Origin of the sequence: Shewanella saliphila (assembly GCF_014648295.1) — a bacterium.
GTDB lineage: Bacteria > Pseudomonadota > Gammaproteobacteria > Enterobacterales > Shewanellaceae > Shewanella > Shewanella saliphila.
Window position 1 is genome coordinate 20,559 of sequence record NZ_BMQV01000035.1, and the last position, 24,664, is coordinate 45,222.

The window sequence follows — 24,664 nt, forward strand, 5'->3', positions numbered from 1 at the left end:
ATGAAATACCTACAATATCAATGGAAGTCACGTTTATTTTATGTATTAGCCATATCCATTTTAGTGAGCATGATGCTGGTATCACTTGAGTGGACCAGTTGGGCAGAGCAAATAAACATGCAAGGTTTTACCCATGGCGATGGGGAAGGCAAGGGGAAAATGCCCTCCATATTGAGGTACATATTGCCCTTTGTTAAAGAGCTGATTTTGATTGGTGTGCCAATGTTGTTGACACTGGCCGTGGCTAAAGTTATTGGGCGTTTTAGCAAGCGTAAATAATCATTAATAACGATATACCCGGCAGCAATAGTTAACTGTCTCATTTGTGTATTTTCATTAAGCCGGTAAAACCTTTAGACGCTAGCACAGGGAGTTGATCTTAAGTTAAATTGAGTGTCGACTTCCTTTCTCATTTTTCATCAATCACTCCCTCATCAAAGCTTTATTCAAGCTGGTTTTACTTAAATTATGTGAACCAGATTCAGCTTTGCGTTATTCGTTCTCTCATCAACCGTCTTTACATGATTTTCACACATTTTCTGCACATTGAAACGGTATTGTTAATCCTGTTGTTAATGAATTTATAAAAGTGCTTAGCACTTAATATGCAGAGGATTATAAATGAACAAATATACCCATTTAACCATGGTCAGTTATATCATGTTGGGTTTAATTATTGCGGGTTGCGACAGTTCATCATCAGATGATGTCACCGACACAGTTGAAGTGACCGAAACTGTAGACACCACAGACGATGATACCTCAACAGACAATAGCTATTCTTATGCCATTGCGGATTCTGCCCAAAGCATTTGTTATGACAACAATATTGAATTAGCTTGCCCTGCATCGTCATTAGAAGATTTTTATGGCCAAGATGCTCAAACGCTCAATGGCAGCGAGCAAAGTTATACCACCAATGAAACCGATGATGGCGATATTACCGTTACCGATAATGTCACGGGCATTATCTGGACCCAAAGCCCAGAAATGAACGATGACGGTGAGATCACCAGTGATGACAAAATGTCTTCTGATGATGCGGTAACATATTGTAATAACCTAGATTATGCAGGCCAAACCGATTGGCAGCTTCCTAATATTAAACAGCTTTATTCTTTGATGAACTTTCAAGGAACCGACCCAACCTCTGATGATGTGGACTATCTGCAGCCATTTCTTAATACCAAGTATTTTGATTTTGCCTACGGTAGCACAGATGACGAGCGTATTATCGACTCTCAATATGCCACAACATCAAAATTTTATAATGGTCAAGGCACCGAAATGATGTTCGGAGTGAACTTTGCCGATGGTCGTATTAAAGGTTATACCGAAGCATTCTTTAATGGCGATAAAACCTATTTCGTTATGTGCATGCGCAGTAATACTAATTACGCCACCAACGACTTTACCGACAATGGTGATAACACCATTACTGACAATGCGACGAGTTTAATGTGGGCGCAATCTGACAGTGGTGCAGATTATGATGAAACCACTGGTGTTGTGACAGAATCTACAGGCTTTGACTACACCAAGCTTGATTGGACCGATGCCGACGGCAATGGCTTAATCATTGCTGATGACACAGATTTAGCCGGTGCTATGTTATGGCAAGATGCCTTTACCTATGTAACAACTATGAATGCGGCCAATTATTTAGGCTATAGTGATTGGCGTTTACCTAACATAAAAGAGTTGCATAGCCTCGTTGAATACACCGAAGAGTTAGCCGATACCGACTATGCGGTCATTGACGATGTATTTAACATTACCACGATTACCGACGAGAATGGTGAGGCAGATTATGGTCTTTATTGGAGCAGTACAACCCATGCTACAGATGGCGTTGATTCTGATGATACAGATTTAAATACAACCTATGGTAATGCCGCCGCTTATGTTGCCTTTGGTAAAGCCCTTGGCTACGACAGTGATGTCGGACGTTGGGTCGATGTGCATGGCGCAGGTGCACAGCGAAGCGATCCTAAAACATGGGACGGCGAAGATTACTCTGGTGGCTCAGGCCCACAATACGACAGCGTACGTATCTACAACTATGTTCGTTTAGTGCGTGATATAGATTAACGACACGATGTAGACTCATTTTCGACATAGCTTTATTTTTACGCAGGTTTAAAAAGCCTGCGTTTTTTTGAACTATTTAGGCACAGCTGAACATTCCTGCAACTGGAACACTTTAGATACCCACAAGCATTGCTGGGTCTGCAGTAACATCATTTACAGTAACAAACCAAAAAGGCTTAGGGGGATTGAATCGCCCTAAGCCTTTTATAATCACGTGTGCTTGAAGCGCTAGCGCTTAAATCGCCACTGTGACTTTATTTAACCAGGCTAGCTCGTCGCCTTGCATTAATGGTGCAAGGGTTTGACGCACTTTTTGCTGGTATTGATTAAACCAATTCACTTCAAAATCAGTTAATAATGACTTGTCTATTAAGCGGGCATCCATTGGGATGTGAGTTAATGCATCAAACTCATACATTTCACGTTCAGCACCTTGTAGTGCCTGGCATGGTTGTACCGCCACTAAGTTTTCAATACGAATACCAAAACCGTCGGCGCGGTAATAACCGGGCTCGTTTGACAACACCATGCCAGGTAACAGCGCAACGCCGTTAACGTTTTTACCAATGCGTTGCGGGCCTTCATGCACACTTAAAAAATGGCCTACACCATGGCCGGTGCCGTGGTCATAGTCAAAACCATGTTGCCATAAGTATTGGCGTGCAAAAGCATCGAGTTGCTGACCAGAAGTGCCCTTAGGAAAGCGTGCAGTATCTAATGCAATATGGCCTTTTAATACTAAGGTCACCATTTTTTTCTGCTCGTCAGTCACTTTGCCAATGGCAATAGTGCGGGTCACATCGGTCGTACCATCGATATACTGTGCGCCAGAGTCAACCAAATAAATACTGTCCATGGTCATGGTGCTTGGGGTGCCATTATTGTGATTGTAATGACACATGGCAGCATTGGCACCTGTGGCTGAGATGGTGTCAAAACTTGGCTCGCGATACAGTGGGTCTTGTAATCTAAAACTCTCTAATTTGTCTGCCAGTTGCGCTTCATCGTGCATGATGTTCTGCTCAACCTGACTGTCTAACCAGGCTAAAAAGCGGCTAACGGCAACACCATCACGGATATGACATGCGCGCATACCCGCAAGTTCTGCACTATTTTTTTGCGCCTTAGGTAATGCAACTGGGTCGGTACCAACAATCAGCTTAGCACCACTCTTTTGTGCCAGTAATTGTGAATATGCATTGGCTGAATGCGGGTCGGCTAATAACTTAACGCCTTCCATTTGGGTTAACACAGTGGCTAATTCAGCTTCATCTTTAAAGCTCACACCAGCGCCTACATGCTCGGCAATATTTTGCGGTACTTTAGCTAAATCGGTAAAAAAGGTCATGTCGCCATTGGCCGATAATAGGCCACAGCCCAGTATGACAGGGAAGCGTGGCACGTCATTACCGCGAATATTCAACAACCAGCAGCATGAATCTAATGCGGCGATAAGAGCCACGTCAGCACCTTGTTTTTTAACTAACTCCCCAATTTGTTGGCGTTTCTCAATGCTATTACGCCCTGCACCCTCATGGCTAAATAAAGTCATCGTTGATGCAGACGCTGCAGGGCGATCTAACCAACTCACATCAATGGGGTTGTCATTCACTTCAACCAGATTAATTTGGGCTTTATCAAACTGCGCTTTAGTCTGTTGGTACCAGGCAAGGGTATGTAAACGGCTGTCTATCCCCACACTGGCACCAGCGGGTAATGTGTCAATGAGCCAATCAATTTGCGGATCGTCATACAGGCTTAAATACTCAAATAAATTGCCATTCACTTGCTGGCGCACCTGCACAGTGTAACGCCCGTCGGTAAAAATAGCGGCGCGGTCTTTTAATACAATCGCCATACCAGCAGAACCGGTAAAACCAGTAGCCCAATGTAAACGCTCATTGCGGGCAGGCACGTATTCACCTAAGTATTCATCGGCGCGGGGAATGATAAAGGCATCGATTTGGTTAATTTCAAGCTGTTGGCGAATGGCATTGAGGCGCGTAGCAATAATATTGGACATGGTTTCTCCGTGGGAGGCGACTGATGAACTCAGCTCTGTAAATGAAGCGCAATTATCGCAAGGGCAGCACAAGCCTTGCAAGTGAAGTTGCTAAGAATTGCTCGACTTAAATTGTAAACTTATATTGTACAATAGTAGCCATACGTTATGCTTGGTGGCGTTTATCTGACAATAACAACAATAAAGGAAGTGTTATGACAATCGGTGTTGGCGGTGTAAGTCCACAACAGGCGTTAGCTAAATTAATCCACATGGCTGAGGGCGTGGCTGCAATCAGTGATGATGAATTTACGCTGCGTATTTCGCGCGCGCAGCAGTTAATGGTGCAACATGGCTTAGATGCCATTTATGTTAATGCAGGCACTAACTTGTACTATTTTAGCGGTACCCGTTGGTATTCAAGTGAACGCATGGTGGGGGCGATTATTCCTGCAGTGGGCGCGATTGAGTACATTGCGCCTGCATTTGAACTCGATACCTTGCAAGGGTATATGGCCATTAAAGGCCAAGTAAACACCTGGCATGAAGATCAAAGCCCTTATCAATTATTTGCCGATGTTGTTGATAAAATGGGCCTTAAGCAAGCCAAGATTGGCATTGATGAATCGACGCCCTTTTTTATTAGCGACGGCATCGCTCAAGCGGCATCTCAGCATCGCTTTACCAGTGCAACAACCGTAACAGCGGGTTGTCGTATGATTAAATCCACTGCCGAAATCGCTTTAATGCAACGCGCTAAAGACATGACGCTTGAAGTGCATAAAGCCGCTGCGAGTATATTACGTGAAGGTATCACCACGGCAGAGGTCGAAAGCTTTATCGATCAGGCACACTATGCCGTTGGCGCGGCACAAGGTTCATATTTTTGCATTGTGTTATTTGGCGAAGACACCGCCTATCCACATGGGGTTAAGTCGCCAAAACCATTGGAGATTAACGACACTGTGCTGATTGATACCGGCTGTCAGTTGCACGGCTATAACTCAGACATTACCCGTACGTATGTATTTGGTGAGCCCAATGAGCGTCAGCGCCAGTTATGGCAGTTAGAACAAGATGCACAAATTGCCGCTTTTAATGCCGCGCAAATAGGCTCGCCATGCTGTGATGTTGATGTCGCGGCGCGCAAAGTATTACAAGATGCAGGCTTTGGCCCAGGTTACCAGGTACCAGGCTTACCGCATCGCACCGGACATGGCATAGGATTAGACATTCATGAATGGCCGTATTTAGTTGGTAATGACTCAACGTTACTGGCCAGTGGCATGTGTTTTAGTAATGAGCCAATGCTGTGCGTGCCGGGTGAGTTTGGTATTCGCCATGAAGATCATTTTTACATGACCAGTGAAGGGCCAAAGTGGTTTACCCAACCAGCCAAATCGATTGATGATCCATTTTACTTGGGTTAAAGCTGATTACTTGAAACGCACATGCGTTAAAAAACAAAGCCTCCATCTCGGAGGCTTTGTTATGTTGATAACTGTTTATCTGCGCTGAGGCTAGTTAATCGCAAACAACTCAACATCAAATATCAGTACTGAACCACCCACTATTTTACCGGTTGAGCGGTTACCGTAGGCAAGCTGGCTTGGGACATAAAAACGGAACTTATCGCCAACACTCATTAATTGCACACCTTCAGTCCAGCCTTTAATCACCTGGTTTAAGCCAAAGCTAATGGTTTCGCCACGTTCAACCGAGCTGTCAAATACTGTACCGTCGATTAAGGTGCCATGGTAATGCACAGTCACTTTGCTGTTGGCTTTTGGGTGTTCAGTATTGTCGCCTTTGGTGAGGATTTCATACTGCAGGCCTGACAAGGTTTGTATTACACCTTCGCGTTTAACGTTCTCGGCTAAAAACAGTTTGCCTTTTTCGATGTTTTCTTTTGCTGCCTTGGAGTTATTCATCTGGCTGAAAAAATAAAATATTACTCCAGCAATGACCACAACGGCCAAAATCATACGCATAATTTTTCTCAATAAAATAGTTTTAGTGGCATGAGTTTACCGCAAAATGATAAACGCTATCAAACAACGCCAAATCTATTTTGCCAGCGGGTTATTGTTTGGCGACAGGCGGTTTAACACCTTATGACATTTGCACTGTGGTCCAATCAAAATAGACATAGCCCGCAGCGCTTATCACGGCAATATTAACCACAATGCAGCACCACAGTAGCCGAATAAAAGGTATCTTTTGGGTTTTATGGCGAAAATGATGTTGGCCCAGCAAGGCTGCGGGCCAACCACCCAATAACGCACACAGTTGTAAGGTTTTTTCACTGATGCGACCAGCGCCATTGATTGCCGCGCGTTTATCGAGGTAATACAAGGTCACGGTTAACACATTAAGGGCTAAAAAAACTGCGGTTATCCAGGGTTGGATCAATGCGCTCACCATGGAGAGCACGGTTAACATTAGCCAAGCAAATTTGTTCATATGGGCGTTTTTCACTTTTCAGATGATGCGATTATAGGTGACGAGGTGTTGTTTCTCTCAATGCCTACAGCGATTAGCCACGTCTTAGCACTAAATATCGCCACAGCTTTTCCAATGGGCCTTGTTTGAAATAGCGTAAATACCCATAGGCTAATAAGAACTGCACTATGGTGTAAAAGACGGCGATAGACATATAGCCCGTTCTATCTAGCTGTTGTTGCCACTCAGGAGCAAGGTAGCGCAGCAGTATAATCCCGACAATGGATTGGAGAATATATAAACTAAACGCCAACTTACCCACGTTTTGCAGCGCGGTTAAACGCTGTGAGTTGTTTTGACATAATAAGCAAATAATGTGGATATACACCAAAGCACAGGCGATGGCGCTTAACAGTAATACTACGTCCGACAGCGCCACTAATAATGCCATACCGCTAAAACTGAATGCTGAATCGATTAGTGACAATGCTAACGCCCAAAAAAGACATTGCTTTAACAGCTTATTGTCTAATCCTTGGCTAAAAACGTTGCGTTTATACAGTGCCATACCGATTAGCATTAGCCCGGCAATAAACCACATCAGCGTCAGTGGGATCACCAAAATCATGTAACCAAACATCGTCAGGTGCAACATTAATTGTTCTGAATAACTGCCCGTCCAGGCTGATAGTTGCTCCATAAATAACGTTGAGTCACGCAAGTATACTTGGTCGTCTGGCGAGAGCGATATCAAGGTGATTGGAATAAGCGACATAAAAATAAACCATTTTGCCTGCCTAATTAACGCATCAGCATCGAGGTAGCGATACTTAAAAGCCAGTAATCCACTGACGCCATACGACAGTAAAATATCACCCGGGAAGATAAAAATTCCATGAATAATCCCAAATAGAATCAGCCAATATAAACGCCACTTTTGTTGTTTGAGGTACTTATGTGATGATGGCTGTGCTAACTGAGATTGATATTTTTGAAATTGAATTAACATACCCGCGCCAAACAACATTGCGAATAAACTAAAGAAACGGCCTTCGAGGAAAAAGTTACTTAACAGCTCAATCGTAATGTCGCTAATCGGCTGCACAGCATGTGGCGCATAGCCAAAAAAGCTATTGCCCATAAAGTAGATGTTTAAAAAGAAAATACCCAGCACACCAACACCACGAATGGCGTCAAGGTTGGCTAAGCGTTGTGGTTGAGTCGAAGCTAATTGCTCGTCCATGTGAGTTGCACTGTTAATCGTAGAAGTCCTTTTATACCAATTCCATTAATTATGTGACCAATCAGAGCCACTCAGATTGTTCAGTTTGAGGCGCATTGTTGAGATAATGTACGCGTGAGACAATAAAAAACCAAGCATTGTGCTTGGTTTTTTAGGCAGTTAATCAATTTGGGCTAAACGTGCTTTTAACGCGACTCCATTGTTTACTTTTTCTGTACTTCTAAAAACGGAATTGTTCCCGTCGGTAGCATGGTGGTGGGCAGCTTACCGTCCCAGCGCTCAGCTTTGGTTAATTCAACCAAGTTTTGGTTTTGCGCTAAAGCTTCGGCTCGGATTTTAATTGCCGAGGCTTCAGCATTACCTTTAATCCGAATACTTTCGGCTTCTGCAATAGCACGCGCTAACTGTGAGTCTGCTTCAGCCTGTGCTTGAGTCACCGCAATTTGCGCGCTAACACGTTCTTTTTCAAGATTTTGCAATTGGGTTTGCACTTCAACTTCGGCGCGCATTCTGTCTTCTACCGATTTCTCATAAGCATTAGAAAAGTCGATGTTTTCTATCTGTACTGAGGTGATCGTTACCGGACCTTTAATTGACTTGGTAATGGCATCTGTCACGTCAATACCAAACTTAATACGCTCTTGAACCGCGGAGATAGCAGTGTATTTACCAAAAATGTTCTCAACTTGAGTCGGCACCTGGCGGTCGAGCAAGCGTGAAACCATAGAGTCGATACCTTTAAACTTGGCATACACTTCTTCAACGCGATCGGGCGGCACGCTAAAGGTCACTGATGCGCGTAAGGTTGCTGGCTGCTGATCGCGACTATAGGCTTGTAATGCTTGGTAGCTGGCAGTGTGCGTTTGAGTTGAGATTTTAACCACGGTATCCATTAATGGAATTTTAAAGCCAAGCCCGGGTTCTGCAGTGTCGATGATTTTACCGTTACGCAATAATACACCGCGTTCGCCTTGGTCAATCGTGTACCAGCTACCATATAAGCTGATCATCAGTATCAGTAAAATTGACACCAAAATGATTTTATTGAGGTGGTTAGTAGTTTGTTTTGATATATCGTTTTTTAACATTGTGCTTCCCTAGCAAAAATATAATAAACATGATTTTAGGATAATCTTACAACTGTTTTATGACTGCTTTTTTGGTTTTTCAGAAATCCACAGCTTAATGTGGCCTTGTACCACCACCACACCATTAGTGTCGTAGGCTTTAACGTCGACTAACATATCACCGACTTGCCACTGCTCTGGTGTTACCTCTGCGACACACAGAATATCAGTCCCAGCTTTAGCGGTATAGTCTACTGACATGCCTTTAGGAATCCAACGTAAATGAGCTGGAATAGATGCCTCCGCCATAGTACCCATTGCCATCTCCAACCCATTACAAATCGCAATCACATGCACGGTACCAATATGGTTTTGCACCTTTTTACGTTTTTTAACTAAACACTCACAACGATTGACTTTTAAATCGCTAATGTAAGGGTGAACCGTGCCAAAATAGGGTGCCATGCGGGCCACCATTTTAGAAAAAATATGTTTGCCAAATGGATATGAGGTCACTTTTTTATACAGTGACATGACTTTATTAGGTTTTGTAGGTGTCATATGAAAACTCGGGTTATGGTATAAATGATTTGTCTGGTCGGATGAGATTAACATTGTTGTAACCTTGGGTGAAGTGCTGGCTACTCTTTTTGATCGCTCATTTGCGCCGTGACAGGTATAATTTTGCCCGTGATGAATATTTAAGGATAAATTTTGAAATCTAACCTGTTGTTGAATTATATCAAAGGTATGGCTATGGGCGCGGCAGATGTTGTCCCTGGCGTATCAGGCGGAACCATCGCCTTTATTACTGGAATTTTAGACCCACTATTAGACGGTATCCGCAAAATCAATTTATCTTTGTTTGGCATGATTAAGCAACAAGGAATTAAAGCGGCCTTTATGCACATTAATGGGCCCTTTTTGTTGTGCGTGTTTGGCGGCATATTAACCAGTATTTTTACTTTGGCTAAATTGATTTCGTGGTTATTAGCAACCCATCCTATCCCGGTATGGTCGTTCTTTTTTGGCTTAATTATTTACTCTGTGGTGCACATGGTAAAACAGGTCGAAAAGTTTACCGCGTTAAGAATATTGATGTTTATTGGCGGCGTGGCCTTTGCGTGGGCCATTACTGTATTGCACCCCATTGAACTGCAGATTACCTACCTTAACTTCTTTTTTTGCGGCGCCATTGCAATATGCGCGATGATTTTACCGGGGATTTCTGGCAGCTTTATTCTGCTTCTACTAGGCATGTATCCAGCGGTATTGGCGGCAGCAAAAGGGTTCGAGATTGTCTATTTAGCGTGTTTTGCCATCGGCGCAGCTATCGGTCTACTCAGCTTTAGCCATGTGTTGTCGGCCTTGCTGCGTAAGTTTCACGATGCCACAGTGCTATTTTTAACCGGATTAATGCTTGGCACATTAGGTAAAATTTGGCCCTGGAAAGAAGTGATTAGCTGGCGCGAAAACAGTAAAGGCCAGCAAGTGCCTTTATTGGAGCAAAACTTATCGCCGTTTCAGTTTGAGCAAGTCACTGGTGAGTCGTCGCAAATTGTCATGGCAATAGTGTGTGCATTGATTGGGATTGGGCTAGTGTGGGGCTTAGAGTACGTTGGCCGAAACGCCAAAGCGCAGGCTGCTTAATACGTAATACCTTAGGATTTAATTAAATTAAAAGCAGAACCTCGGTTCTGCTTTTTCTTGCTTCAAATTTAAGTAAAAACATTCTATAAATAATGAACTTATTTGATTTCAGTTTCGTATTATCAGCCATAATAAATATATTATTTAGAATCATTAAATTATTTGCCAACCATAGGCAAAGATTATTCGGTCTCAGGAGTATCAAACCATGCCAAATACAGTCACATTTGTGCCAGAGAAAATCCAAATTGGGATCAGCAGTTGCCTATTGGGCAATCAAGTTCGTTTCGATGGCGGCCATAAAAACTCTTACTACTGCAAACAAGAAATAGAACCGTTTTTTGAATACACCACGGTTTGCCCTGAAATGGCGATAGGTATGGGCGCACCGCGCAAAAGTGTTCGTCAAATTCGTGATGGCGATATTGTGCATATCCGCAGTGCAGATGGATCGTTAGACGTGACCGATGAACTTAATGAATATTGTAAAAACAAAGTTGAAGAGCTTGATTATTTAGGCGGTTATATTTTATGTGCAAAGTCGCCAACTTGCGGGATGGAGCGGGTGACTGAGTATAAAATCGGTACCAATAATGGCTCTAAAACCGGTGTGGGCGTATTTGCCAAAGCGTTAATGGAACGTTACCCATTATTGCCAGTAGAGGAAGAAGGGCGTTTGCATGACCTTGCACTACGAGAAAACTTTTTTACTCGGGTATTTGCTTATAACGACTGGAGAATAATGAATCAGTCGGGCTTAACCAAGCACAAGCTGATGCAGTTTCATTCGCGTTATAAATACTTACTCATGGCGCACAGCCCAAAGTGGTATCGCGATTTAGGCCCAATGTTGGCCGACATTCAAGATTTAGAGCACACAGCACAGCAGTATTTTGAAGGCTTTATGACGGCACTTAAAATCATTGCTACGCGTAAAAACCACACCAGTACATTGCAGCATATTCAAGGTTATTTTAAGAAGCAATTAAGTGCGGATCAAAAAGAAGAGTTGAGCGAATCGATTTTAAAATATCGCCAAGGACTCTTACCTTTGTTAGTGCCAATCACCTTAATTAACCACTATGTTCGTGAGTTTCATACACCATATATTGAAGAGCAAGTGTATTTAAATCCGCATCCAGAAGCGCTTAAGCTTCGTTATGCCTACTAGGTCGAGTATCAATGAGTACTATGAATAGCGTGATGTGGTTTAGACAAGATTTGCGCGTTGCCGACAACCCTGCGTTGGTGGCTGCTTGTGAGTTTGCTAAGCAACATCAAGGTAATGTGAGGGCACTATATATTGTGACACCGTCGCAATGGACGCAGCATGATGTTGCGCCAATCCAAATTGATTTTATTGAGCGGCACGTCAATTTGTTAGCCCAGTCGCTGGCGGCGTTAGGTATTGCTTTAGATGTGCTGCACTTACACTCTTTTACTGATACCGAGGCTGCATTAACTGACTATATACAGCAACACCACATTGATGCGGTATTTGCTGGCAGCGAACCCGAAATTAACGAACGGCGCCGTGATGCCCTGTTAATTGCCCAAGGGGTACCACTGACACTTATTGATCAGGATTGCCTGCTAGCGCCAGGGCAGGTGCTTAACTTGTCGGGTGATGTGTATAAGGTGTTTACCCCGTTTTCAAAAAAATGGAAAAGCATTGCGAGCCAACGAGCCATAGTGCCAGTTGTAGCGCCGGCCCCTGTCGCCGCAGCATTAATGCAACCTGAGGCGATTGTTTTTGAGTGCAACAAGCGCAGTAGTGAGCAATGGGCAGCAGGCGAGGGTGCGGCCAAGCGGATTTTAGATCAGTTTTTAGCAACTCAAGTGGCAGACTATCAAACCGATAGAGATTTTCCAGCCCTTGAAGGAACCAGCCGTTTATCGCCTTTTTTAGCCCTTGGGGTGATAAGCTCGCGCCAATGTGTTGCCGCCATTTTAGCGCGCTACCCTGAAGCATTAGTTGATGATACCTGCCCAGCGAAAACCTGGCTTAACGAGCTTATTTGGCGAGAGTTTTATCGTCATTTGCTGGTGGCGTTTCCAAAGTTGTCGATGGCACATAACTTTAATGAGTTAGGCGATGGCATTGCATGGCGTAATAACCTTGATGAGTTTCAAGCCTGGTGTGAAGGGAAAACCGGCTACCCAATAGTGGATGCCGCAATGCGTCAGTTAAATCAAACAGGCTGGATGCACAATCGTTTACGCATGGTAGTGGCGAGCTTTTTAACCAAACATTTACTGGTCGATTGGCGTTGGGGTGAGCGTTACTTTAGGCAGCAATTGATCGATGGTGATTTAGCCGCTAATAACGGCGGCTGGCAATGGTCGGCCGGAACCGGTTGTGATGCCCAGCCATACTTTAGGGTGTTTAATCCGATGACCCAAAGCAGCAAGTTTGACCCCGATGCCAGCTTTATTAAACGCTATATTCCTGAGCTGGCAACTTGGTCATTTAAAGATATCCATGAGCCTAAATCGGTTAACGTACACGACTTATTTGCCCAACCGGATAATCAAGGTTATCCCAAGCCGATTGTTGAACACAAAATGGCGCGCTTAAGAGCCATTGAAGTATTAAGTGCGTTAAAGCGCGGTTAGTCTCCTCAATATATTGTTTTACATAAAAGCCAATGCCGTTATTCGGTGTTGGCTTTTTTGCGTTAGATCACAGTATGGCGAGCTTGGTTTGCATTAGCGAAGGGTAATGATTGAAGTAATAAGATGGGCAGCATACAATAGCCTTAATTAAAGATTTATTTATTATGCATGTTTAAATCTTCTTGCTCTTAACTCACTAAATGAGTGTGCTGCTTATGCTAAATATTGATGACCCTGCTGAAATTGATAACACCCCTGCAATCTGGCGTTTAGGTTTTAGGCCGTTTTTTCTTGGCGGCGCTGTAGTGGCGGCTTTGTATATTCCGCTGTGGCTAATGGGCTGGTTTACCCCACAATATAGTTTATTTAGCGCTGAGTTTTGGGCCAATGTCGTGCCGTTATGGTGGCATCCGCATGAAATGTTATTTGGTTTTGCCATGGCTATCGTGTGTGGTTTTTTACTGACAGCAGTGCAAGCGTGGACCAATCAACCCACCATTAAAGGCCGCAGTTTGATTGTCACCTTTGCATGTTGGCTCATTGCCCGATTAACGCTGTTATTGCCAATGAACATTCCGCTAGTAGTGCCCGCGTTATTTGACAGCTTATTTTTAGGGTTAAGTGCTTTTGCCTTGTGGCGCTGTATTTACCCAGTAAAACAGTGGCGCAATATCGGCTTTCCGTTGTTACTTGTGGTGGCATTAGTGGTCAATCTTGCAAGTTACTATGCGCTACAACAACGTGACTTTTCGCTTTCAACTCAGTTATGGCAAGGTATGATTTGGTGGGTTGCCATGATCATCACCATTGTGGGTGGTCGGGTTATTCCATTTTTTACCGCCATGCGTATTCAACAACCTAAGCCAGATCCCATTAGTATATTAGAAAATGCGTTATTATTAGTTATGGGAGTCTTGTTTATACAAGCAATAACTCATTGGATGCCTAAAGGGATTGAGCAAGTTTTATTGGCTGTGGCCGGTGGATTGCATTTTATTCGTTTTGCCCGTTGGCAAGCGCATAAAACCTTAAAAGAGCCCATGTTATGGTCTTTGCATTTGGCGTATTTATCATTGCCTGTCACGTTAGTCTTAATGGCGATAAACATTGATAACGAATATGCTTATCGCACGTTATTGCACCTCTTTGCCGTAGGCGGCATAGCGGCACTGTGTTTATCGATGATCTCTCGTGTTTCGCTTGGCCATACTAGTCGTAATATTTACCAAGGCCCCAATATGGCATTTGCGTTTTTAAGTATTGCGATCGCGGCAATATTTCGAGCGATTATGCCACTGCTAATGCCTGAGCACACCCAAATGTGGTTATGGATTGCTGGGATGTTTTGGTTTATTGGCTTTGGTTTGTTTGTGTGGTTTTACGCCCCCATTTTAACCCGCCCAAGACTTGATGGTCGTCCTGGGTAGCATTCTTTTGATTTGAGTAAATTCTGTTTAAGGTAAGCATATGATTAATCCAATAATAGACGTGATGATGAAAGCCACTCGTCCTTTACGCAGTAAAACGGGCTTAGGTATTATTGTTAGCGGACTGGCATTATTGACACTGACCTCCTGGTCACTGCAAAGCGCTGAAATTGACCCTAATCAGATTAAATTTCCCAATCAATTTGCTTCTTGGGAGGCAACCGTAGAGCAGGAAGAGCGCGAAGATATGTTGGCGCAATATCCTGCCAGTATTATTTTGTGGGCCGGCTCATCGTTTGCAAAAGAATATCATAGTCCGCGTGGCCATCAGTTCGCGGTAGCCGACGTCACTCATACTTTACGTACTGGTGTTGCAATAGCTGAAGGCGATAAAGGGCTATCTGCCAGTTGTTGGACCTGTAAAACCCCAGACGCCCCAAGACTGATGAAAGAAATGGGTATTCAAGGTTATTCAGGTGCTAATTTTGTCGACTTAGGCCGCGAGATAAAATCGGTAGTGTATTGTAGTGATTGCCATGTTGATGGTAGTGCGGAGTTAGCTTTACCTCGTCCTCATGCTCAAGATGCGATGGCAAAAATTAAACTGCCATTTGATAAACAAGACAGCACCATGCAAGGCGCCCAAGTGTGTGGGCAATGTCATGTGAGTTATTATTTTCAACCAGAAAATAATAACAAGGTTAATATCCCGTGGATTTTTGGCAATACCGCTGACACCATTGAAAAGTATTATGACACCCGTCGTTTTTACGAATGGATCCACCCGATTTCGAAAACCCCGATATTAAAAGCGCGTCACCCAGAATTTGAGCACTGGAGCCGGTCTACTCATGCTAAAAAAGGCGTGACTTGCATAACCTGTCATATGCCAGAAACCAAAGACGAGCAAGGTAATGCATTTACCGATCATAAAGTGGCTTCTGCCATGGATAACTTTGAGCAAGCTTGTTCTAGTTGTCATGGTAGCAAAGCGGCTATGGTCACAAAACTCGATAAAATCAAAGCCAATATTGATGCTAAAGCGCGCAATGTAGAGTCTTTATTAGTTCAAGCCCATTATGAAGCTAAGGCGGCTTGGGACGCGGGTGCAACATGGCCACAAATGAACGATTCTATTATGGCGATTCGCCATGCGCAGTGGCGTTGGGATTTTGCCATGGCTTCACACGGTTTATTTGCCCACAACCCTAAAGAAGGTGTTGAGTTACTCGATATGGCAACCGAACAAATTACTTATGGCCGTGAAGCATTAGCCAGAGTGTTGAGCCAATTGTCGGTTGAAAAAGTCGAATATCCAGACTACAGCACTAAAGAAAAAGCCCATGCAGCCATTGGATTTGTTGAGGCCGACGCTGTTAAAGCTAAGCAAGCCTTTATTAAAGAAGAAGTGGAGAAACATTGGCATCCGGTGGCTAAAACCGGTTATTAATTTGTTTTATTGAGCCATTGAACCACAAACGCCCGGGCCTTAGCCTGGGCGTTTTGCTTTTTACCTACCATAGTGATCTGCATTTTACCTTATCTCGTATCATCTCTTAATTGAATAAGTCTGAATTTGATAGCATGAAACACTTTTATCTTATTGTGATATAAGGCATTGTTGTTTTTATGCTCACAAAGTAGGCATAAGAGGAGTTCGTTAATGCAAGGTGCACAGTCGGTAGTTGATACTTCAGCTGAACCATCAAATGGCGTAAACACAACGTCTAGCCATGACCATCCTGCTATTGTAGATGCATTTATTAATATTTATCAGCAACTTAATAAAGATAACTTACATTTACTACAACAAGTATATCGTGACGATATTGGCTTTCGCGATCCTATGCATCAGGTTAATGGCATTGACGATCTCACGCGTTACTTTGCCAACATGTACCTTAACGTCACCCACATTGAGTTTGATATTAAAGAAGTGGTCGTGAGCCACAGCAATAGCCAGGCAGCATTATATTGGACCATGACTTACTCGCACCCTAAGTTAAATAAAGGCCAACATATTCAGGTAGAAGGCATGTCACAACTCAAGTTTGACGACAAAATCTATGCCCATCGAGACTATTTTGACCTTGGGCAAATGTTGTATGAGCAAGTGCCGTTTTTAGGTGGTTTGATTAGCTTGTTAAAAAATCGGGCGGCCAAGTAATGGTAATGACAACCGCTAAAACGCCGGCAGTGTTAATTACTGGCGCCAGTTCGGGCATCGGCCTTGCGTTGGCCGAGTATTATCTTGCTCAAGGCATGCAAGTGATTGCCTGTGGCCGTAACCGCGAGGCGCTGCAAGGCATTAGCGGCGCGACGCCACTTGATTTTGACATTACCGACAGTGCGCAAGTGCAAACCGCAGCTACCGAGCTTAAACAACTGCTGTTCGATAATCACTGGCAATTACAACAGGTGATACTTAATGCGGGCAGTTGTGAATATATCGACGATGCATTGCATTTTGACTCGGCATTATTTGCCCGAGTCATTAACACCAATGTGGTTGCAATGGGTTATTGTCTTGAACATTTTTTGCCATTGCTCAGTAGTGGTGCCCAACTTGGCTTAATGAGTTCAAGTGCCACCTATTTACCCTTCCCTAGAGCTGAAGCCTATGGTGCATCAAAAGCCGCCATCAGCTATTTAGGCCGCAGTTTGCGGGTGGATTTAGCTAAACACGACATCGGCGTGAGTGTCATATGCCCCGGATTTGTTAAGACACCATTAACCGATAAAAACGATTTTGCGATGCCAATGCAAATTACGGCTCAGCAAGCGGCAGTGGCCATTTATAACGGCATGCAACGCCAACGTAATGAAATTCACTTTCCAGGTAAGTTTACCTGGCTACTTAAATTGGCTTCGTTATTACCAGAGTCATTGCTGGTGTCTTTGCTAGCAAAGAAAAATAACTAAAATAGCTTTCAGTAAGGATGATTAAATGAAAAATATCGCCGTGATTGGTACGGGCATTTCAGGCTTAACCTGTGCACATTTATTGAGCCGTAAACACAAGGTTACCGTGTTTGAAGCCAATGATTATATTGGTGGACACACCGCAACGGTCGATGTTGAAGTGGCAGGCAAGTCGTACGCAATTGATACCGGTTTTATTGTATTTAACGACCGTACTTACCCTCGATTTGAAAAACTTATGGATCAGCTTAAGGTTAAATCCATGCCCACAGAAATGAGTTTCAGCGTGAACAACGCTATTAGCGGGCTTGAATATAACGGTCATAATTTATGGAGCTTGTTCGCTCAGCGCCGTAATTTATTTCGCCCCAGCTTTTACAAATTTCTTGGCGAAATTGTACGGTTTAACAACGGCTGTAAAGCGATTTATGATGCCGACAAATACCCCAATTCCACGCTGGGTGAATACCTAGACCAAAATGACTTTTCTGCCTTTTTTTGTGAGCATTATATTTTGCCCATGGGCGCAGCGATTTGGTCGTCCAGTATTGATGACATGCGCGGCTTTTCATTGCGATTTTTTATCCGCTTTTTTCAGCACCACGGCTTACTCAACATTAACGACCGCCCACAGTGGCATGTGCTCGAAGGTGGCTCACGCAGCTACATTCCAGCATTAACCGCACCTTTTAAAGAGCGTATTCATCTTAACTCGCCTGTCACCGGGATTAAACGCAGTGACGATGGCGTGCAGGTACAGGTGTCTAATGGCGAGTGGCAACAGTTTGATGATGTGGTGCTGACGTGTCATAGCGATCAAGCACTCGCTATGCTTACCGATCCAAGCCAGGCCGAGACAGAAATATTTGCCCCAATGGCTTATCAAAATAATGAGGTCGTACTGCATACTGATATTAATGTGCTGCCAAAACGCAAAGCCGCGTGGGCCAGTTGGAACTACCGTTTAGACGGTGAAAATGAACTTGATATCACCCAGCGCCCTGCGAGTGTCACTTATAATATGAACATTTTGCAGCGTTTACCTAAAGATGCGCCAACCTTTTGTGTCACCTTAAATCAAACTGATTTAATTGACGAAACTAAAATTTTACGTAAATTTAATTATGCCCATCCGGTGTTTAATGACGCCAGCATGAAGTCGCAAGCTAAAAAATCGCTAATCAACGGCAAGCGCCATACTTATTATGCGGGCGCATATTGGCACAACGGTTTTCATGAAGACGGCGTGCGCAGCGCGGTAGACGTGTGTAATCTTTTTGGGATCACCTTATGACATTAACTTCATCGCCACAGACCTTACATAGCGGCATTTATACCGGCACCGTGAGCCATCGTCGCCACGTGCCTAAAGTGCACAGTTTTGGCTACAAGCTGGCGATGATGGCAATTGATTTAGACGAAGTCGATGCCATATGTGCCACCAGTAAATTGTTTTCTACAGACCGATTTACCCCACTAAAATTTAAACCTAGCGACTACTTAAATGAATTGGATAAGCAATTTGCTGATGCATTAGTGTTGCCAACAGCCTGCCATGGTGATGACGCTAGCGCGTTAAAACAGCGGGTGCTTGCCACCATTGCGCATTTAGGTGCAGACCAAGTGTGCGATAAGGTGATTTTTTCAGGGCAAATTCGCCATTGTGGGTTTTATTTTAGCCCGGTGAATTTTTATTTTTGTTATCACAATGACGAAATGGTTTATATGCTGGCTGAGGTCAGTAATACCCCCTGGAATGAACGCCATTGCTATCTCGTGGATATGGCCAATACGACCCACACCGACAAGGTGTTTCATGTGTCGCCGTTTATGAATTTAGACATGCATTACTTGTGGCGAATTACCGCGCCAGCTAAGTTTCTAAAGGTCACTATTGAAAATCGTAATGCGAGCAACGATAAACTGTTTGATGCGGGTGTTGTGCTTAAACGCCAGGAGATCAGCGCGAAAAATATGCGAGGTTTTATGCTGCACTTTCCGCTCATGACAGCCAATATTATGGTGGGTATTTATTGGCAAGCACTCAAGCTGTTTGTTAAGCGTATTCCCTTTGTGAGTAAGCAGCCGACAAAGCCATCTAATCAACATAGTTAACGAGTAAGTAAAAGCAATTGTAAACCAAATGGACTGATGCAACGTATTGACTGTGAATAAGGTGATTTAGCCTACGCAGTGATGAACTGGAGACAAAAAATGGATAATACAGCCACACAAAGTAGCATGGCTCAAGCTGGTTTATCAGACAGTCTGGCAAGAAAAATTTTATTACGTGCACTCGCACATCTTGCAGAAGGTCATTTAACGATTGTTGACGGCAACCAGACTACAGAGTTTGGCAATGTAAAAAGTGATGTCCATGCAACGATGCAGGTCATACACCCTAATTTTTACCGCCAGGTGGTGTTTGGTGGCTCAATTGGTGCCGGTGAAGCCTATATTCAAGGTCACTGGTGCAGCCCTGATTTAACTAAAGTTGTGCAAGTGTTTGCGCGTAATTTAGCATTACTCGACAATATTGAGCGGTATTTTTCATGGTTAAGCAATGGTGTTAGCCGCTTAAAGCATGTATTAAATCGAAATTCTGAAGCGGGTTCTAAACGCAATATTTTAGCGCATTACGATTTAGGTAATGACATGTACCAGCAGTTTTTAGACCCAGAAATGATGTATTCAAGTGCGTTATATCCTAATGATGACAGTACGTTAGATGAGGCGCAAATCCACAAGTTACACACTATTTGTGAGCGTTTAGATTTAACGCCAGGGCAAACCCTACTTGAAGTGGGTACCGGTTGGGGGGCATTAGCCATTTATGCCGCTAAGCACTTTGGCGTTAATGTCACCACCACAACCATTTCAGACGCACAATACGACTATGCCGTTGCACGCGTTAAGCAAGAAGGCCTAGAAGACAAGATTACTTTACTTAAGCAAGACTACCGACTGCTCACCGGTGAATATGACCGCGTTGTATCAATTGAAATGATTGAAGCGGTAGGTCATGAATACTTGGGCGGCTTTTTTGAAAAGCTGCAGCACTTACTCAAACCTAATGGCCGCATGCTCATTCAAGCGATTACTATTGCCGACCAGCGTTATAACAGCTACCGCAAAAGCGTTGATTTCATTCAGCGTTATATTTTCCCTGGTGGTTGCCTGCCTTCGGTTAGTGAAATGACCAAACACATCGCTAAAAAGACTGACATGGTCACCTGGTCTGTGAGTGATATGGGCAAAGACTATGCGCGGACATTAAAGCACTGGCATGAAAACTTTGATGCGGCATACGACAAGATTAAAGCATTAAATTATGGCGATGACTTTATAAGGATGTGGAAGTTTTATTTAAGTTACTGCGAAGGCGGCTTTTTAGAACGAACCACGAGTACAGTCCATCTGGTTGCCGTTAGACCGCAATATCGCTCATGATGCGTTGCTCGCATCCTGCGAGCAAGCTTGCTTATGCGACGAGGTAGTTATGCCTAATCCAAAGCTATTTATCATCTTAAATGCGTTATCTTTTCAATTAGTGTGGTGGGCTGGCGTTCTTGCTGGCAACCAACTGCTGTTATTGTCTATTGTGCTGGTGGTGAGCCATTTTTTATTGTCTCAATCGCAGCGACTCGATTTTCAATTAATGTGTTTGTGCGCCGTGATTGGCATGAGTGTTGACACTTTGCTTACTTGGGCTGGTGTGTTTGTATTTGCCGACACACCTTATTGGTTAGCGTTGTTATGGTTAGTCTTTGCCCTAAGCCTTAGATACAGTCTGGTGTTTTTTCAACGGATAGCCGTAAGCTTACAAGCCTTATTTGGCGCGGTGTTTGGTACCTTAAGTTACATTGCGGGTGCTGAGTTTAATGCAGTTGTTTTGCCTTACGGTCAGTGGGTGAGTGCAATTGTGCTGGCAGTGATCTGGAGTGTGTTGTTTCCCGTATTGTTAATGATAAGTCGCGGCGAATACACTAGGGTTGTTACCCAGGAGAGTCGGCAATGAAAACGCTAAACCGGGCGGTTAACGTCAGCAGTAATGCTTATCAATGGTTGGTTGATCTCACATTTGGTGTTGTGGGTGCGGCAGTGGTTATGCTGATTTTAACGCTCAGTATGAGTGATGCTTTAGCCAATCAATCGTCAACAACGCACAGCACTGAAGCACTGCCGGCTTTAACGATGTCGCAGCCATCTGCAACGCTGATTCAAGTCGGTTCAGCCAGTATGAGCATGATGTGGTTCGACATTTACAGCGCAACATTATATTCAATAGACGGTAAGTATCAGGCAGAACAATGGCCATTAAAGCTTGAAATTGAATACCACCGTGACATTGATGCTGAAGACTTAATCGATGCCACTGTCGACCAATGGTTGCATCTGGGTTTATCTGAGCAACAAATTGACCAATACCGTGAACAGCTCGTTAATGCCTGGCCCGATGTAAAAGAGGGCGACAGGCTAACATTTATGGTCAACAACCGTGCAAAAGCTGAGTTTTTGTTTAATGACAAACCGTATTTTCAAGTGAGTAATATCGAGTTTCCGCAAGATTTTTTAGCGATTTGGTTATCTGAAAATACTAGCCGTCCTAAACTGCGCCAGCAGCTTATTGGTATGAACTAACTCCAACTAAGGTTGAACGATGTTATCGAAATTATCCTCTGCATTTACCGCAAGGCACTTGTTGAAAAAAGGGCTTAAGCCGTTAGGTAAAACCGTTGTGCTGGCATTATTGGCTCTCGGGTTAATGTCATGCTCATCAGCATCAATTGATGACTATGCCAACACCAACCCAAAGCTTGATTTAGCCGAGTTTTTTGATGGCAAATTAACCGCAGCCGGCATAGTGCAAGATTTCTCTGGCAAGGTGACGCGTAAATTTACCGTCACCATGGAGGCGCATTGGAGCGATACCCCACAAGGTAAGCAAGGGGTGATTAACGAGTGGTTTGTGTATGATGATGGTGAAAAACAAACTCGAGTGTGGACCATTATCGACCAAGGTAACGGCAGTTATTTAGGCACCGCGAATGACATTTTAGGTATCGCACAAGGTGAATCTAAAGGCAGTGCACTGCGTTGGCGCTACGACATGCTATTGGCGGTTGATGATAGCGAATATGAAGTACATTTTGACGATTGGATGTTTTTAGTCGATCAAAATACCATTATTAATAAAAGCGATATTATCAAGTTTGGTATTACGGTTGCCGAGGTCACTTTGGTGATTTCTAAGCAAGCTAATTAACCTTATATCCAATAACAAAAAATGGACTCGAATGAGTCCATTTTTTGTTGGTGGTCAATAACGATTAACCCTTCAACTTTGATGAGTCTTGTTGTTTTTTATCGTAATACTCAAACGGAAATTGATTACGAATTTGCTGAATTAAATTATCACCCACATTAGCGGACACATGCAGACGTACATGACCTGATTTTTCAGCTCTAATGGTGCAGGTCAGTTTGTTTGATTTTGCAATTGCCCGACATTCGCGTTCGAAGCGTTCTGGAATTTTGCCTTTGTGATTTGTTAGCTTGCCATCTTTAAAGTGCATTTCAAATATCGTTAATCCACGGCTGCTGGTAAAAATCAGTTTATAGGCGAGAAAAAACAACCCCACAATGATCAGTATTTTGATGATATTGTCTGCCATGGTGCACTCCTTGGTGGCGATTAATGTTATACAGTCTATGGCTTTAAGATACTCCGGTCATGCTTGTATGCAACGCTATTTTGTTGAAATCTATGAGCAAGGTCTAATCCTTGATCAAACTGTACTGTTAAAAGCCTTGCTGAGCATTGTTTAAGCTCTTTACGGTATATGCTATTGCATTGTTCAAGCTTATTATGGCATTGCGGATAATAAAAAAACCGCCAACGGCGGTTTTTTATGATTAATAACTTAGCGCCCCAGCGCTAAGCTAGGTCTTAAAGCCCGTTTATAAACTTTAAGTATTTAAAATGCGTAACTTACGCTAGCTAATAAGGTGCCAGAGTTTTTATAAACCCCAGAATTAACCTCATTATCACCATCTATGTCGGTGTCTAAATAAGCCATTGAAACACTAAAGCCACTAAACTCGGTTGATACGCCAATCGAATAATCTGAGTAGCTGTCAAAGCCTTCTCCATCGTCAATGCCGTCACCAAAGTTATAGCCATAATGTAAATCTAGGCTCCAATCTTCGGCAAATCCCCAGCTGTAGTTAATTTCAGTGTAATGCAGGGCTAAATCACTTCCACCATAATCGTCGGTATACCAATACGCTGCTCTAAAGCCGCTATAATCGATACCTGCGCTGACTTCGAGATAATCTAACTCACTGTCGCCAGGGTAGTTATAACGATACAAGGTGAAGTCATAACTGGTGTCGTCGTTAATTTCACCATAGTAACCGGCGTACAAATCTATTTCGACGTCTGGGCCGTTATAACCTGGCTCATCAAAGTCGACATTGCTGCCCCAAGCACCCACAAAGAAGCCACTATCATGGCTCCAATCAATATTGGCTTGTAGGGCTGGGTCGCCAGCGGTTTGTGATACACCACGAAAGCGGTAATCATTAGTTACACTCACTGCGCCAGAGACTTCTGCCGTCGCTAACGGAGCGAGTAGGGTAGCTGATAATGTTAATCCGCTTAACAGTGCAATTCGCGTTCTTTTTAATGTGTTCGACACGATATCATCTCCATTTACATATAATACAGTGGCTCGTTATTACACTATTCAGTCACTGCGTATGCCATTTATCAGAGTCAAAACCAATAGGTTTTACCTGTACCGCATGGCGGTTAAACACTATGTTTGCTCAAGCTTGCTCTTCAAACATAACGTAAATTTTTTTACAAAACCCAACGACCTCCCATGTACCGATAAACCCAGATGGAATAACAAATTTATCGCCAGCCTTAACCGTTAAACTGTGGCCCTTACTGTCGGTAATAATGCTGCTGCCTTCTAGAATGTCGCAATACTCATACTCGCTGTAACTCACCGACCAGCTGCCTGCTTCACTTTGCCAAACCCCAACGTTAAATTGCTTACAAGGGCTTTCGAAATGATTTTGCACCGACTGTAGTGGGTTACCCGTGATTCTTTTTTCATCGGCTAAGTGGTACGACTCAACCTCGGTAGATTGACCACTCAATAGGGTGATATCACTGATGCTTTTATTCATGATG

At 43.5% G+C, this 24,664-nt stretch carries 25 protein-coding genes; 16 read left to right on the top strand and 9 right to left on the bottom strand.

Going from position 1 to position 24,664, the window contains the following annotated elements; all coding sequences use genetic code 11:
• Positions 1-279, top strand: a complete 279-nt coding sequence (locus IEY48_RS14915) for a hypothetical protein (protein ID WP_188921702.1) — start codon at positions 1-3, stop codon at positions 277-279.
• A gap of 342 nt (positions 280-621) precedes the next feature.
• Entirely contained in the window at positions 622-2,091 is a 1,470-nt protein-coding gene (locus IEY48_RS14920; protein ID WP_188921704.1) for an Lcl C-terminal domain-containing protein, read from the top strand.
• Positions 2,092-2,326: 235 nt separating this feature from the next.
• Here IEY48_RS14920 and IEY48_RS14925 read toward each other — a convergent pair whose 3' ends face one another.
• Positions 2,327-4,114 carry an aminopeptidase P family protein gene (locus tag IEY48_RS14925; protein WP_188921706.1) on the bottom strand — a complete coding sequence of 596 codons (1,788 nt, stop codon included), beginning with the start codon at positions 4,112-4,114 and terminating at the stop codon, positions 2,327-2,329.
• Positions 4,115-4,308: 194 nt separating this feature from the next.
• On the opposite strand from IEY48_RS14925, the gene IEY48_RS14930 reads away from it, so the two are divergent.
• Positions 4,309-5,523, top strand: a complete 1,215-nt coding sequence (locus tag IEY48_RS14930; protein ID WP_188921708.1) for a M24 family metallopeptidase — start codon at positions 4,309-4,311, stop codon at positions 5,521-5,523.
• Positions 5,524-5,613: 90 nt separating this feature from the next.
• Here IEY48_RS14930 and bamJ read toward each other — a convergent pair whose 3' ends face one another.
• From bamJ to IEY48_RS14955, 5 genes are all read right to left on the bottom strand, one after another.
• Positions 5,614-6,084 (bottom strand): BamJ family beta-barrel-assembly machinery protein, encoded by a 471-nt coding sequence (gene bamJ, locus IEY48_RS14935; RefSeq protein ID WP_160054121.1) that lies wholly within the window; start codon positions 6,082-6,084, stop codon positions 5,614-5,616.
• Between the two features lie 121 nt (positions 6,085-6,205).
• The gene (locus tag IEY48_RS14940) at positions 6,206-6,556 is read right to left on the bottom strand and encodes a DUF1294 domain-containing protein (protein WP_188921710.1); all 351 of its coding nucleotides are present in this window, start codon (positions 6,554-6,556) and stop codon (positions 6,206-6,208) included.
• A 73-nt stretch (positions 6,557-6,629) separates the two neighbouring features.
• Complete coding sequence (locus IEY48_RS14945) at positions 6,630-7,778, bottom strand: DUF418 domain-containing protein (protein WP_188921712.1); 1,149 nt, start codon at positions 7,776-7,778, stop codon at positions 6,630-6,632.
• 203 nt (positions 7,779-7,981) lie between these two features.
• On the bottom strand, positions 7,982-8,866 hold the full coding sequence (locus IEY48_RS14950; RefSeq protein ID WP_188921714.1) for a prohibitin family protein: 885 nt from the start codon (positions 8,864-8,866) through the stop codon (positions 7,982-7,984).
• Between the two features lie 57 nt (positions 8,867-8,923).
• Positions 8,924-9,406, bottom strand: a complete 483-nt coding sequence (locus IEY48_RS14955) for a hotdog fold domain-containing protein (protein WP_188921762.1) — start codon at positions 9,404-9,406, stop codon at positions 8,924-8,926.
• Positions 9,407-9,559: 153 nt separating this feature from the next.
• On the opposite strand from IEY48_RS14955, the gene IEY48_RS14960 reads away from it, so the two are divergent.
• The 13 genes from IEY48_RS14960 to IEY48_RS15020 all read left to right on the top strand — a co-directional run bounded on the left by IEY48_RS14960 (position 9,560) and on the right by IEY48_RS15020 (position 22,726).
• Complete coding sequence (locus tag IEY48_RS14960; RefSeq protein ID WP_487250741.1) at positions 9,560-10,495, top strand: polyprenyl-phosphate transporter; 936 nt, start codon at positions 9,560-9,562, stop codon at positions 10,493-10,495.
• Positions 10,496-10,703: 208 nt separating this feature from the next.
• Positions 10,704-11,666: a YbgA family protein gene (locus IEY48_RS14965; protein ID WP_188921716.1), complete on the top strand. Its 963-nt coding sequence runs from the start codon at positions 10,704-10,706 to the stop codon at positions 11,664-11,666.
• Positions 11,667-11,677: 11 nt separating this feature from the next.
• The gene (gene phrB, locus IEY48_RS14970) at positions 11,678-13,111 is read left to right on the top strand and encodes a deoxyribodipyrimidine photo-lyase (RefSeq protein WP_188921718.1); all 1,434 of its coding nucleotides are present in this window, start codon (positions 11,678-11,680) and stop codon (positions 13,109-13,111) included.
• A gap of 215 nt (positions 13,112-13,326) precedes the next feature.
• The gene (locus IEY48_RS14975; protein WP_188921720.1) at positions 13,327-14,538 is read left to right on the top strand and encodes an NnrS family protein; all 1,212 of its coding nucleotides are present in this window, start codon (positions 13,327-13,329) and stop codon (positions 14,536-14,538) included.
• 40 nt (positions 14,539-14,578) lie between these two features.
• The gene (locus IEY48_RS14980) at positions 14,579-15,988 is read left to right on the top strand and encodes an ammonia-forming cytochrome c nitrite reductase subunit c552 (RefSeq protein WP_188921723.1); all 1,410 of its coding nucleotides are present in this window, start codon (positions 14,579-14,581) and stop codon (positions 15,986-15,988) included.
• 213 nt (positions 15,989-16,201) lie between these two features.
• On the top strand, positions 16,202-16,705 hold the full coding sequence (locus tag IEY48_RS14985) for a nuclear transport factor 2 family protein (protein ID WP_188921725.1): 504 nt from the start codon (positions 16,202-16,204) through the stop codon (positions 16,703-16,705).
• Positions 16,705-17,460 carry an SDR family NAD(P)-dependent oxidoreductase gene (locus IEY48_RS14990; RefSeq protein ID WP_188921727.1) on the top strand — a complete coding sequence of 252 codons (756 nt, stop codon included), beginning with the start codon at positions 16,705-16,707 and terminating at the stop codon, positions 17,458-17,460. The genes IEY48_RS14985 and IEY48_RS14990 overlap by 1 nt, the downstream gene beginning before the upstream one ends.
• Before the next feature lie 25 nt (positions 17,461-17,485).
• Positions 17,486-18,754 (top strand): NAD(P)/FAD-dependent oxidoreductase, encoded by a 1,269-nt coding sequence (locus IEY48_RS14995; RefSeq protein ID WP_188921729.1) that lies wholly within the window; start codon positions 17,486-17,488, stop codon positions 18,752-18,754.
• Positions 18,751-19,575: a DUF1365 domain-containing protein gene (locus IEY48_RS15000; RefSeq protein WP_188921731.1), complete on the top strand. Its 825-nt coding sequence runs from the start codon at positions 18,751-18,753 to the stop codon at positions 19,573-19,575. The genes IEY48_RS14995 and IEY48_RS15000 overlap by 4 nt, the downstream gene beginning before the upstream one ends.
• Positions 19,576-19,674: 99 nt before the next feature.
• On the top strand, positions 19,675-20,910 hold the full coding sequence (locus IEY48_RS15005; RefSeq protein WP_188921733.1) for an SAM-dependent methyltransferase: 1,236 nt from the start codon (positions 19,675-19,677) through the stop codon (positions 20,908-20,910).
• A gap of 49 nt (positions 20,911-20,959) precedes the next feature.
• A complete protein-coding gene (locus IEY48_RS15010) occupies positions 20,960-21,478 on the top strand; it encodes a DUF2878 domain-containing protein (RefSeq protein WP_188921735.1) in 519 nt (172 codons plus the stop codon).
• Positions 21,475-22,101, top strand: a complete 627-nt coding sequence (locus IEY48_RS15015; RefSeq protein ID WP_188921737.1) for a chalcone isomerase family protein — start codon at positions 21,475-21,477, stop codon at positions 22,099-22,101. Before IEY48_RS15010 ends, IEY48_RS15015 begins: the two co-directional genes overlap by 4 nt.
• Positions 22,102-22,225: 124 nt before the next feature.
• Complete coding sequence (locus tag IEY48_RS15020) at positions 22,226-22,726, top strand: DUF3833 domain-containing protein (protein ID WP_229786502.1); 501 nt, start codon at positions 22,226-22,228, stop codon at positions 22,724-22,726.
• Between the two features lie 64 nt (positions 22,727-22,790).
• Here IEY48_RS15020 and IEY48_RS15025 read toward each other — a convergent pair whose 3' ends face one another.
• The 3 genes from IEY48_RS15025 to IEY48_RS15035 form a co-directional block, all read right to left on the bottom strand.
• On the bottom strand, positions 22,791-23,135 hold the full coding sequence (locus IEY48_RS15025) for a DUF3634 family protein (protein WP_188921741.1): 345 nt from the start codon (positions 23,133-23,135) through the stop codon (positions 22,791-22,793).
• A gap of 303 nt (positions 23,136-23,438) precedes the next feature.
• The gene (locus IEY48_RS15030) at positions 23,439-24,161 is read right to left on the bottom strand and encodes a TorF family putative porin (protein ID WP_188921743.1); all 723 of its coding nucleotides are present in this window, start codon (positions 24,159-24,161) and stop codon (positions 23,439-23,441) included.
• Between the two features lie 130 nt (positions 24,162-24,291).
• Entirely contained in the window at positions 24,292-24,660 is a 369-nt protein-coding gene (locus IEY48_RS15035; protein ID WP_188921745.1) for a cupin domain-containing protein, read from the bottom strand.
• Positions 24,661-24,664: the final 4 nt, after the last annotated feature.